The sequence below is a fragment of the Fontibacillus forbon genome, assembly GCF_046559655.1.
In the GTDB taxonomy this organism is placed as follows: domain Bacteria; phylum Bacillota; class Bacilli; order Paenibacillales; family Paenibacillaceae; genus Fontibacillus.
Genome location: NZ_JBKGFV010000008.1, coordinates 12332 through 25049, shown reverse-complemented (window position 1 = coordinate 25049; position 12718 = coordinate 12332). Strand labels below are relative to the sequence as shown.

The following is a 12718-nucleotide window of genomic DNA, read 5'->3' as shown; positions in this document are numbered from 1 at the left end:
ACGGATATGTCGACTTTACTTGAAATAGATCAGCTTAACACTTACTTTCATACCGAAGAAGGGACCATCAAGGCGGTTGACGACGTGAGCCTACGCGTGCTGCAGGGCGAAACCGTCTGCATCGTCGGGGAATCGGGTTGCGGAAAAAGCGTGACCGCCCTGTCGGTGATGGGCCTGCTTCAAGGAACGACCGGGATTGAAATCGGGGGAAAGATTCATTTTGAAGGAGAAGACCTGCTGTCGATGGACCGCCATCACCTTCGGGCCATTCGCGGAAACGAGATCGCGATGATCTTTCAGGAACCGATGTCTTCCTTAAACCCGGTGCTCACTATCGGCGAACAAATGATGGAGCCGCTGGTCGAACACTTGAAGTTAAGCAAGAAGGAAGCGCGAAAAAGAGCGATAGAACTGATAGAGCAGGTGGGGATTTCAAGACCGGAGCAAATTATAAAAAGCTACCCCCATGAACTTAGCGGGGGGATGCTGCAAAGGGTGATGATCGCCATCGCGATCTCCTGCAATCCGAAGCTGCTTATCGCCGACGAACCGACAACGGCGCTGGACGTGACGATCCAGGCACAAATTCTGGATACGATGAGGCAAATAAAAGCGGAATCCGGCATGTCGATCCTGCTGATTACGCACGATCTCGGGGTCGTGGCCGAAATGGCCGACTACGTCATCGTGATGTATGCCGGGAAAATCGTGGAGCAAGGCGAAGTGACCGCGCTGTTCGAATCCCCGAAGCATCCTTATACCCAAGGTTTGCTGAAATCGAAGCCCGTGCTGGGTCAGCGGCAGGATTCGCTGTATTCGATCCCGGGTCAAGTGCCTAACTTGCTTGATTTGCAGCCGTCTTGTTATTTTCACGAACGCTGCGAGCATTGCATGGAAGTCTGCAGATCCAAGGAACCGAGTCTGGACAAAATCGAGGGCGGCCAGAGTGTAGCTTGCTGGTTGTATAAGGAGGCCGCCATTCATGTCTGAGCCTTTGCTTGAAGTGAGCCATCTCAAGAAATATTTTCCGGTCAAGTCGGGATTGTTGCAACGGACGACCGGGCAAATCAAAGCCGTGGACGATATCAGCATTACGATTCAGCCGGGCGAAACCTTCGGTCTCGTCGGGGAGTCGGGAAGCGGAAAAAGTACGGTGGGCCGCACGATCGTCAGGCTGACGGACAAAACCGACGGAGAAATCAAATTTAAAGGCACGAATCTGTATGATCTTCATGACCATGAACTGCGGAAGCTGCGGCCGAAGATGCAAATGATCTTTCAAGACCCCTACAGTTCGCTGAACCCGCGTATTCGGGTGGGGGACGCCATCGGCGAAGCCCTGCTGGACCATGGCCTGGTTCCAAAGGATGAAATCCGTGACCGGGTGGCCGAGGTGCTGGGTTCCTGCGGGCTATCCTCCTATCATATCGACCGGTATCCGCATGAGTTTTCCGGCGGCCAGCGGCAGCGAATCGGGATAGCCCGCGCGCTGATCCTGAATCCGGACCTGATCATTGCCGATGAGCCGGTTTCGGCGCTGGACGTTTCGATTCAGGCGCAAATCATCAACCTGTTCAGAAAGCTCCAGGAAACCGCGGGACTTACTTACCTGTTCATTTCCCATGATTTAAGCGTCGTGGAACATTTATGTTCCCGGGTTGGGGTTATGTATTTGGGAAGCATGGTGGAAATGGCATCACGCGATGAAATGTTCCTCCGGCCGCTTCATCCTTATACGAAGGCTCTGTTATCGGCCGTGCCGGTGCCCATTCCCCGTTTGAAACGGGAGCGGATTATTTTGAAAGGAGACATACCGAGCCCGGCCAATCCGCCTTCCGGGTGCAAATTTCATACCCGGTGTCCCTTCGCCATGGCACAGTGCAAGGAGCAGACGCCGGAATTCCGCGATGTCGGCGGAGGCCACTTCGTGGCCTGCCATCTTGAAGTGTGAGCGTCGGATTTATGGGGGTGAAGAATTGGCACAAGCCAAATTGCCGCAACCGTTTGCGTTGCGGATGGAATTGATACGCTCGAAAGGTTACTCCGACCTTGAAGTCGTCTCGTTCATCGAGCGGGGCAATGGCGAGGAATTAAAGAGTCATGTCGATCCGGAACTGAACTGGGGCGATTTTCTTGAGTATGCGAGGGAAAACTTCGGAACGCTTAAGACGGCCATTCTCGAAGGCTATCAATTCAACTTTATTACAGCGGGCGGGATTCAAAATTTGCTCCGGATCCGGTTCTCTTTGCAACTGGTACGGGATTATCGTTTTGACGGAAGCACTTTTGAAGGCTTGAGCTTGATGTCACAGGATTATCAGTTACTTAGAAGTTTAGTCCCGGAGCATTGGTGTTTCTTCGATGTGAAAAGAGACGAGTCTACCGGGGACATCGGATTCTGCATCGAGCTTCAAAAAGGGGATTGACCTGTATATAGGCAAGACTGTATGGATGGAGTGCTCGTCTCTTCGGGGAAAGCACTCCATTTTTCATCGCTCCCCTTCATTTATAGCAAGCAACTCTTCCAAGTTTCAGGTTTGAATCCTATCTTTACTGGAAATGATAGAGAAGAGAGTCTTGCGGAAATAGATGAAAGAAGGCGGGGATTTCATATGAAGCAAATCATGCTGATTACGGACGGTTGTTCCAATGTAGGGGAGAACCCGGTGATGGCTGCGGCTTTGGCCAAGCAGGAAGGGATTATTATCAATGTCGTCGGGATCGTCGACTACGGCACGATCGGAGAGCTTGGCAGTCTGGAGATCGCGGAAATCGCCAAGGCGGGAGGCGGAATGAGCCGCCTGTCGGGAACGCAGAAGCTGGCGCAGACGATGCAGATGATGACGCGGAAAACCGTGGTTCAGACGATTCAGCACGCGGTTAATAAAGAGTTGAGACAAATTTTGGGTGATTCTTCCGTGGAGGATTTACCCCCGGACAAGCGCTCCCAGGTTGTTGAGGTGATCGACGAGTTAAGCGAGACCAGTTCTCTGGAAATTGCCCTGTTAATCGACGCGAGTGCCAGCATGAAGCCGAAGCTGGCGGCCGTTGAGGAGGCGATCCGCGATATGATGCTTAGCCTGGGTGCCAGAAAGGGAAGCAGCCGGTTGGCCGTTTTTCATTTTCCCGGACCGCACAGCGGCGAGGATGCCGTGCTTGATCTCGATTGGACGACGGACCTTGGGACCGTGCGATCGATTTTTCAAAGGCTTACCATGCGCGGGGCAACTCCTACCGGTCCGGCGATCCTGAAGGTGATGGAATTCTTCCAGTATGGTACACTGAAGGGACATGATTCCAAGAACTGGCCGGAGGAAACAGGCAGAGGAGAAGGGATACTCGGTGACTACGTCGTCTAAATCGACCCTGGCACAGGGAACGATCGTGAACGGCCGCTGGCGGGGCGGGCGCTATATGATTCAGCGCTTGCTCGGACAGGGAGCGAACGGGGTCGTATATTTGGTGAAGCAGATGGACAGCGCCAAGCTATACGCGCTCAAAATGGGCTTCGACACGGTGGATATACAATCGGAAATCAATGTGCTGAAGGCGTTGCAGCGGCAGAGCCACCGGCGCGGCGGGGCAGGACGGGATCTTTCTTATCTGGTGGAGGTGGATGATTACTCTCTCCAAGGAAGGGAGATTCCTTTCTATGTCATGCGGTATGTTAAAGGGGACCCGCTCCGTTCTTTCCTTACCAAGAGAGGCAGGGCATGGCTTAGCATCGCGGGCCTGCATTTATTGCGCCAACTCCGACAGCTTCACGAGGCTGGCTGGGTATTCGGCGATTTGAAGCCGGAAAATGTATTGGTCTCCCCTTATGGGGAAGTGGAACTAATCGATTACGGGGGAGTCAGCGGGATCGGACGCAGCGTAAAACAGTTTACAGAATGGTATGACCGCGGATTTTGGGGTGCCGGAGGAAGAACGGCCGATCCGTCCTACGACTGGTTTTCTTTCGCGGTTGTCTGCGTTCACCTGCTTGCGGAAGAACCCTTGAAGCGGGCGGCAAATCAATTGCCGCAGACCCGGAGCTTTAGCGACCTGACGGCCATTATTCGGAGCGAGCCTGCTCTCGGGCCTTATCGGGGGTGGCTGGAGCGGGCGGTATCCGGGCAATTTCGCGACACCTCGGAGGCATGCCAATGTTGGAAAGAGCTTGTTATAGCTCCCCTGGGCCGGCGCAAGCCGAGATCCCAAACTCCCCGCTGGATGCTGGGGGCATTCGCCCTGGCATTAACCTTGCTGGGATGCGCTCTTTATTTGACGCTCGGATTTTGACATGGACTTTTGAATGACGATATCTGAACAACCTCTATATTAAGGAAAGGAAGAGGCGCATGATGAATCCGGATTTTCACCGCTTGCTAGAACAAGTGCGCCGGACCGCGCGCGATCACGGGATGTGGTCAGCCGGAGATTGTATCGTAGTGGCGGTTTCCGGGGGCCCGGACTCCGTACTGCTTCTGCATATATTAGATGAAATATCCCGTGATCAAGACCTGGGCTTGAAACTGGTATGTGCTCATGTCAATCACGGGTTCAGGGGTATCGAATCCGACGGGGAAGCCGAGTTTGTACGGGAATTGGCAGATAAGCTTCAAATTCCGTTTGAACTCGGCGTTTTTGACATTCCCGGTTATATGAAGGAATCCGGAAAAGGGGGGCAGTTGGCCGCCCGGGAGAAAAGATATCAATTTCTGCACGCCGTAGCCGGCAAACACGGAGCATCCGCCATCGCCCTTGCTCACCATGCCGACGATCAAGCGGAGACGGTACTGATGCGGATTATGCGCGGCAGCGGATTAACGGGTTTGGGTGGCATGAAGCCGAAGCGGCACGAAAAAAATGTGGAACTTATCCGTCCGTTACTCCGTATATACAAGAATCAACTGGTAGCGGCTTGCGATGCATCCGGCATTCCATATGTGGTTGATAGCTCCAATTTAATCTCCAAGTATGCAAGAAATGCTGTCCGGCTGGATGTACTGCCTTTTTTGGGGCAATATAATGATCAGTTGGCGGATTCGCTAAATCGCCTGGCCGAAGTGGCCGGGGAAGAAGACGATTATATGACGCTGGAGACCGGGCGGATTCACGCTGAAATGGTGACATGGAAGGACGGGGAAGCGGTTTTTGGTGCGCAAGCTTTCGCCTCTTTACATGCCGCTTTACAACGGAGGTTGATTAAACTAATATTAAATTATCTGCCTTTGGGCACGGATGACAGTGATTTTGTCAAGATTGAAGCCATCCGGAAGGGTGTGGTCCAGGACCTGCCCACCACATGGAGTCTCGATCTTGGCGGAGGAATCCGCTGCTTGCGTGAATACGATACAATCCGGTTTTTACCTGCCCGAGCGGAAAGTCAGATTCCTCATTATACATATGTTGTGGAACATTTTCCGGCGGAACTGTCTATTATGGACACGGGGCAAACCTTGCGCTTTACCCGTTATGAAGCCGGTGCCGGCCTTTCGGGGTCTATGCCGGACGGGAACGACGAGGCGGCGTTTGATGCGGATGAGCTCGTTTATCCGCTTACTGTGCGTTCCCGGCTTCCGGGAGACAGAATGAAAGTTATGGGACTAAATGGAAGCAAAAAGGTGAAAGATATTTTCATCGATGAGAAAATACCTCCCTCTCTTCGCTCCCAAATCCCAATGGTGACGGACGCCAAAGACCGGATATTATGGATTCCCGGAGTTCGACGTTCATCGGTTGCGGCGGTTGGCCGACAAACGTCTTCCGTTGTGCGCATGGCACTGGATTCGGGAAGTAAGTAACCGACCTTGGGGTTAACCAAGTGAAGGCATTCATAGTATAACGTAGGAGGTTTATTTATCTTGCTAAATGACATTCAAGAAATTCTCATCACCCGGGAACAAATTCAGGAAAAAGTTGCGGAACTGGGCCGCCAGTTGAGCGCTGAATATGAAGGCCGTAATCCTTTGGTCATTTGCATTCTGAAGGGCGCTTTTATTTTTATGGCGGATTTGGTTAAAGAAATTACCGTACCGCTGGAACTCGACTTCATGGCGGTATCCAGCTACGGGGCATCTACCCGTTCCTCGGGAGAAGTGAAAATTATCAAGGATCTGGACACCTCTGTCGAAGGCCGGGACATCCTGATCGTGGAAGATATTATCGACAGCGGCCTTACCTTGAGCTATCTGATTGATGTGCTTGAACGGCGGAAAGTGAATTCCGTCAAAATCGTAACCTTGTTTGACAAGCCGGCGCGCCGGACCGTTAAACTGGAAGCGGATTTGTCGGGCTTCGTAATTCCCGACGCATTCGTTGTCGGCTACGGGCTGGACTATGCCGAGAAGTACCGGAACCTCCCCTTCGTCGGAGTGCTGAAACCGGAAGTATATACAAGCTAATTTCGCCGGTCCTTGAGAGACCGGAGCCAACTCCGCCGTTTTTTTGAAAGGCGTGAGCGGCTATGTTAAAATAACTTAAGGTTTTGAGAGGAGGTAGGGGATGAATCGGTTCATCCGGAATTCTGGTTTTTATTTGATACTTTTCTTAGTCGTGGTGGGCATCGTCCAATTCCTCAACAGCGGAAATGAGGCAACCGTCAACCCAAGTTATGCCGAACTGCGGCAGCAATTGAAGGAGAACAACGTCGAGGAATTAACCGGGAAATTCGACGGTTACGCCTATCTGGTAACCGGTAAGTATAGAGTAGAAGTTGGAGACGGCAAGACGAAAACAAAGAACTTCTCCGCCTATATCCCTTATGACCAGAATGTGCTCAAAGAAATTACGGATCTCAGCGAAAAGAACAATTTCGACGTGACCTGGAAAAAGATGCAGGGAGAAAGCATCTGGCTGACTTTCCTGACCTCCATCGTTCCGCTCGCGATCATGTTCATTCTGTTCTTCTTCCTGTTTAATCAGGCCCAGGGCGGCGGCGGCAAAGTGATGAACTTCGGCAAGAGCCGGGCCCGCCTTTATAATGAGGAGAAGAAGAAGGTTACGTTCGAGGACGTGGCCGGAGCGGACGAAGAGAAGCAAGAGCTTGTCGAAGTCGTTGAATTCCTGAAAGACCCGCGGAAATTCGCCGCGGTGGGAGCGCGTATCCCTAAAGGGGTTCTGCTCGTGGGTCCTCCGGGGACCGGTAAAACATTGCTTGCCCGTGCAGTAGCCGGGGAAGCTGGCGTACCGTTCTTCAGCATCTCGGGTTCCGACTTCGTGGAAATGTTCGTCGGTGTCGGTGCTTCCCGGGTACGGGATTTGTTCGAGAATGCGAAGAAGAACGCACCATGTATCATTTTCATTGACGAAATCGATGCCGTAGGCCGTCAGCGCGGCGCCGGACTCGGCGGCGGGCATGACGAACGCGAGCAGACGCTCAACCAGTTGCTTGTTGAGATGGACGGTTTCGGCGGCAATGAAGGAATCATTATCGTCGCGGCGACGAACCGTGCCGATATTCTTGACCCGGCCTTGCTGCGTCCGGGACGTTTTGACCGTCAAATCACGGTTGACCGTCCTGATGTGAAGGGCCGCGAAGCGGTACTTAGAGTGCATGCGCGCAACAAGCCGCTGACCAAAGACGTCCGCCTGGACGTCATCGCGAAACGGACGACCGGCTTTACCGGCGCCGATCTGGAAAACCTGCTGAACGAAGCGGCGCTCCTTGCCGCACGCCGTAACCGCAAGGATATCTCCATGCGCGAGGTAGATGAAGCGATTGACCGCGTAATCGTCGGGACTGAGAAACGCAGCCGCGTGATCAGCGACCGCGAGAAGCGGATTGTGGCATTCCACGAAGCGGGCCATACGATTGTGGGTTACTTCCTGGAACATGCCGATATGGTGCACAAGGTTACGATCATTCCGCGCGGCCGCGCCGGCGGATATGTAATCATGCTGCCGAAGGAAGACCGGATGCTGGTGACGAAGCAGGAACTACTCGACAAGGTGACCGGATTGCTGGGCGGCCGCGTGGCGGAGGAGCTGTTCATCGGCGAAATCGGCACCGGGGCGTACAGCGACTTCCAGCAAGCGACGAGCATCGTGCGCAGCATGATCGTCGAGTACGGGATGAGCGAGAAGCTCGGACCGATGCAGTTCGGCACGTCGCAAGGCCAAGTGTTCTTGGGCCGCGATATCGGACACGAACAAAATTACAGCGACCAGATCGCTTACGAGATCGATCAGGAAATGCAGCGCTTTATCAACGAGTCGTATGAACGTTGTAAGCAGCTCTTGACCGAGCATGCTGCGGAAGTACGCCTCATCGCCGAAACGCTGCTTGAGGTGGAAACACTGGAGCTGGATCAAATCAAGCAATTGATTGAGACCGGTAAATTGCTTGAGCCGAGCGAAGCCGGAAATGACAGCGGCAATGACGGTGGCAGCTCTTCCGAGCCAGGCGAGCCGATCGTCGATAACGTCGGCGACGTACGCGTTCGCATCCAAGGGAAAACCGAGGATCCGGCACCTGCAGGTCCTACCGGGGATATCCCGAACGAGGTTCCTGGCAGTTCCGCGAATGACATCACCAACGACCCTACGGTAGATTCACCTGAAGGTACGGTCAGTGATGCGCCGCAAACGCCGGACCAAGGCGATAAGGATGGCAACGGGCCAGGAAACGGACACGGAGGCAACACGCCTACAGTGTAAAGAAATCAATATAAATCCGGGAGACAAACTTGTTTCCCGGATTTTTTTGTTTTTTGGACGCTCCCCGCCCCCATGCATTCACGCTTAAATCCTGCAAAAATGCAGTATTTCCCCGGAATTTTCGCTGGAATAAGGATATTGCTGCAAATATGCATTATCTTTTGCCTATTCTTAGTGAGAATGATCTATACAGCGTAAAATGATGTATAGTTGCAGGAATTTTTCCCGTTTGGTTGATATTGAGGTTTAAATGATGCACTTTTGCAGTATTTTCGTCTGAAAAGCTAGGTAAGTAAGTTACCGAATCGCGCCTTGCGCTAATCTTGATCAAGTTACCGAATCGCGCCGTGCGCTAATCGTGATCAAGTTATCGAGTCGCGCCCGTACAATTGGATATGAGCAAGCTTTCGAGCCACGGACAGAGGTTTTTTTGTTCAAATTTGAAGTTATCCGGCAGGGATCGATTGACAGCCCCAATTCCCTTGTGTAAATTAGTTCTTAAACACACCGTGTGAAATTGGTTACTTTGCCGGGAAGTATGCGTATTTTTGCACAATATAACGGGATGCGGACAAGAGAGAAGAGCGCGGCGGGCCGCGGGCGCATGCAGGGGAGGATGTCAGGTGGAAGCTCTAGCACTGGAGCGGAAAGCGGAAATGAACCGCGAACTTCGGGAGAAGCTGGTTCAGCTCAAGAAGGAACGAAATGCCATTATTTTAGCTCATTATTATCAGCGTGATGAAATTCAGGAGGTGGCCGATTTTCGCGGCGACTCGTTTTTGCTTGCCCAAAAGGCGGCTTCGACCGATGCGGAAACGATCGTTTTCTGCGGGGTCCATTTTATGGGGGAAAGCGCGAAAATTCTAGCTCCGAATAAAACGGTGCTTATTCCGGACGAACGGGCTGGTTGCCCGATGGCCGACATGGTCAATGTGGACGGTTTACGCAAAATGAAGGCGCAGCATCCTAACGCCAAGGTTGTCACTTATATCAATTCTTCGGCCGAAATCAAAGCGGAGACGGATATTTGCTGTACATCCTCCAATGCGGTAAAAGTCATTAATTCGGTGGATGCCGACGAAATCATATGGGTCCCTGACAAAAACCTGGGACATTACGTCCAGCAGCACACGGACAAGAAGCTGATTATTTGGGAAGGGTACTGCAATACGCACGATATGCTTACGGTAAAGGACGTGGTCGAGATGAAGGCCAAATATCCTAACGCCGAGTTTGTCGTCCATCCGGAGTGCCGGCCCGAAGTGGTGGCGATGGGTGATTTTGTAGGAAGTACGACGGCGATTCTGGATTACTGCAAGAACTCCTCCGCTAAACAGTTTATCATCGGCACGGAGGACGGAACCGGCTACCAGCTCCGGAAAGACAGCCCGGAGAAAGAGTTCCATTTCGCTACCAAGTTTCTGGTTTGTCCGAATATGAAAGTCAATAATCTGAAGAAACTGGTCAAATGTCTGGAAACGATGCAGCCGCAAATCTACGTGCCGCCTGCGATTGCCGATAAGGCCAGAACCTCACTAGAGCGCATGCTACAAGTTCAGTAGCATGCGCTACTCTCTGTTCAAGGGCAGGCGATTACCTTTGATTCCACAATATTTGGTTGATTTCGATTTGAGCGAGCTCCCCGTGATCGAGACGGACGTCATTGTAATCGGGTCGGGGATTGCGGGTTTATTTACGGCCATTAAAGCAAGTGAAGACCTCCGCGTTACCATGATCACTAAAAAATCGCTGATGGAAAGTAATACGCGATACGCCCAAGGCGGGATCGCGGCGGTCATCTCCGATGAAGACTCCCCGGCTTCGCACCGGGAGGATACCTTGCTTGCCGGAGCCGGACTATGTTCGTCGGAATCGGTAAACATTTTAGTGAATGAAGGCCCCAGCGGTGTAAAGGACCTGATTACGCTCGGGACGGCATTTGACTTGGAAAATGGCGAACTGGCCTTGACGAAGGAAGGTGCGCACAGCCATCGCCGGATTTTGCATGCGAACGGCGATGCGACCGGATATGAGATCGTCCGTGCGTTATCCGAGCAGGTTGCTGGCCATGCTAATATAGATATTTGGAACGATCACTTTGTAATTGACCTCATTACGGAGGATAATGTATGTCTGGGCGCTTTGGTTCAGCGTCCCGACGGGCAGCGGGTATTCTTGCGGGGACAGGCAACGATTCTTTGTAGCGGAGGAGCCGGACAGCTTTACCGCTATACGACGAATCCTGAAGTGGCGACCGGCGATGGCGTGGCGATGGCTTACCGGGCCGGCGCCGTGATCCGGGATATGGAATTTATTCAATTCCATCCGACTTCGCTCTGCTACCCCGGCGCACCGCGCTTCCTGATTTCGGAAGCGGTGCGGGGGGAAGGTGCCATCTTGCGCAACATTCACGGCGAACGGTTCATGGAGAAGTACCATGAACTGTTGGAGCTGGCTCCCCGGGACATTGTAGCCCGGGCGATCGTCAGCGAAATGGAGAATACCAAATCGAGTATCGTGTATCTCGATATTACCCATGAAACGCCGGAAACGATCAAGCATCGCTTTCCGACGATTTACGAAACTTGTATTGGCTACGGCCTCGATATGACCACCGATTGGATTCCGGTGGCCCCGGCTGCGCACTATATGATGGGAGGCGTGCAAACGGGCCATTACGGGGAGACCAGCGTAAACCGCTTGTTCGCTTGCGGTGAGGTGTCGTCCACCGGCGTGCATGGCGCGAATCGCCTGGCGAGCAATTCGCTGTCGGAAGCGATCGTATTCGGACGGCGGATCGTCGAGCAGATCCGGCGGATGGAGCCGCTTGCCCAAACGGAGCCGCAGCGCATCGCCTGCCAAATGAACCGCCATGAAGCGGTCATGCAGCCGATCGTCGAGCGGCGGCTCAAGCTGCAAAAGGTCATGGTACGTCAGGTAGGCCTGCGCCGGAGCAAGGAAGGCTTGCTCAAGGGGCTGGAGGAACTGCAGCGGCAACTGCCGATTTTCGGGGCCGCCCTGCACACCCGGGAACAGTTTGAATTTGCGAATATGTTGACCTGCGCCCTGCTGTTGGCCGAATCCGCTCTGGCGCGAGAAGAGAGTCGCGGCGGACATTACCGGGAGGATTTCCCGGAACGAAACGACGCACGGTGGCGCAGACATCTTTTACGTCACCGGGAAAACGGAATGTTGGAGGAACTAAGCGATGATGTTTAACGGATATAACGAAGGCCTGATTGAATCGATCCGCTTATGGCTCAAGGAAGATGTAGGGTCCGGCGATGTGACTACCGGCGTGACGATTCCGGGCGGCCATGCTTCGAAAGGGATTATCCATGCCAAAGAATCCGGGGTCATTGCCGGAATGCCGGTAGCCCAGCTCGTCTTCGAGGTGGTCGATCCCCTGCTCACCTTCACACCGTTGGTGAAAGACGGACAATCCGTCGCGAAAGGGACCGTTCTGGCCGAAGTGGAAGGCAGCACGCACAGTATTTTGACGGGAGAACGGCTTGCCCTCAATCTTTTGCAGCGGCTGTCGGGAATTGCCACACGGACCCGCACCTTTGTGGATGAGCTGGAAGGACTGCCGGTCAGGCTGGTCGATACGCGCAAAACCACGCCAGGCCACCGTATGCTGGAGAAATACGCGGTGCGTACCGGCGGCGGCGCCAATCACCGTTTCGGACTGTATGATGCCGTTATGATTAAGGACAACCACATCAAAGGGGCCGGCGGCATTGCGCAAGCGGTCAGCCGGGCGCGGGCGAACATTCCCCATACGATGACGATCGAGGTAGAGACGGAGAGCCTGGAGCAAGTCGAAGAGGCTTTGGCAGCCGGAGCGGATATTATTATGTTGGACAATATGAGTCCCGAATTGATGAAGGAAGCGGTAGCACGCATTAAAGCCAAGGCCCCTCACGTCAAGGTGGAGGCTTCCGGCAACGTCAATCTGCAAACGGTGCGGGGAATCGCGGAGAGCGGCGTGGATGTCATTTCGGTGGGAAGGTTAACTTATTCTTTTGAGAGTCTGGATATCAGTCTGGACTTAGGCGAAAAGAAAGAGGGGTAAATG

The 12718-nt window shown here is 53.3% G+C and carries 11 protein-coding genes; all 11 read left to right on the top strand.

Features of this window, described 5'->3' with window-relative positions; translation table 11 throughout:
• Window positions 1–6 precede the first annotated feature (6 nt).
• The 11 genes from ACLB09_RS23840 to nadC all read left to right on the top strand — a co-directional run bounded on the left by ACLB09_RS23840 (window position 7) and on the right by nadC (window position 12715).
• On the top strand, window positions 7–990 hold the full coding sequence (locus ACLB09_RS23840; protein WP_410772333.1) for an ABC transporter ATP-binding protein: 984 nt from the start codon (window positions 7–9) through the stop codon (window positions 988–990).
• Complete coding sequence (locus ACLB09_RS23835) at window positions 983–1951, top strand: ABC transporter ATP-binding protein (RefSeq protein ID WP_410772332.1); 969 nt, start codon at window positions 983–985, stop codon at window positions 1949–1951. Before ACLB09_RS23840 ends, ACLB09_RS23835 begins: the two co-directional genes overlap by 8 nt.
• Before the next feature lie 25 nt (window positions 1952–1976).
• Window positions 1977–2426, top strand: a complete 450-nt coding sequence (locus ACLB09_RS23830) for a hypothetical protein (protein ID WP_410772331.1) — start codon at window positions 1977–1979, stop codon at window positions 2424–2426.
• Between the two features lie 186 nt (window positions 2427–2612).
• Window positions 2613–3359 (top strand): vWA domain-containing protein, encoded by a 747-nt coding sequence (locus ACLB09_RS23825; protein ID WP_410772330.1) that lies wholly within the window; start codon window positions 2613–2615, stop codon window positions 3357–3359.
• Window positions 3343–4281, top strand: a complete 939-nt coding sequence (locus ACLB09_RS23820) for a protein kinase domain-containing protein (protein WP_410772329.1) — start codon at window positions 3343–3345, stop codon at window positions 4279–4281. The genes ACLB09_RS23825 and ACLB09_RS23820 overlap by 17 nt, the downstream gene beginning before the upstream one ends.
• Window positions 4282–4343: 62 nt before the next feature.
• On the top strand, window positions 4344–5786 hold the full coding sequence (tilS, locus tag ACLB09_RS23815; protein WP_410772381.1) for a tRNA lysidine(34) synthetase TilS: 1443 nt from the start codon (window positions 4344–4346) through the stop codon (window positions 5784–5786).
• 60 nt (window positions 5787–5846) lie between these two features.
• Window positions 5847–6386: a hypoxanthine phosphoribosyltransferase gene (hpt, locus tag ACLB09_RS23810; RefSeq protein WP_410772327.1), complete on the top strand. Its 540-nt coding sequence runs from the start codon at window positions 5847–5849 to the stop codon at window positions 6384–6386.
• Window positions 6387–6486: 100 nt separating this feature from the next.
• A complete protein-coding gene (ftsH, locus tag ACLB09_RS23805) occupies window positions 6487–8640 on the top strand; it encodes an ATP-dependent zinc metalloprotease FtsH (RefSeq protein WP_410772326.1) in 2154 nt (717 codons plus the stop codon).
• 623 nt (window positions 8641–9263) lie between these two features.
• Window positions 9264–10202, top strand: coding sequence for a quinolinate synthase NadA (nadA, locus tag ACLB09_RS23800; RefSeq protein ID WP_410772325.1), 939 nt, complete (start codon window positions 9264–9266; stop codon window positions 10200–10202).
• A gap of 37 nt (window positions 10203–10239) precedes the next feature.
• A complete protein-coding gene (nadB, locus tag ACLB09_RS23795) occupies window positions 10240–11859 on the top strand; it encodes an L-aspartate oxidase (protein ID WP_410772324.1) in 1620 nt (539 codons plus the stop codon).
• Entirely contained in the window at window positions 11849–12715 is an 867-nt protein-coding gene (nadC, locus tag ACLB09_RS23790; protein WP_410772323.1) for a carboxylating nicotinate-nucleotide diphosphorylase, read from the top strand. Before nadB ends, nadC begins: the two co-directional genes overlap by 11 nt.
• Window positions 12716–12718 lie beyond the last annotated feature (3 nt).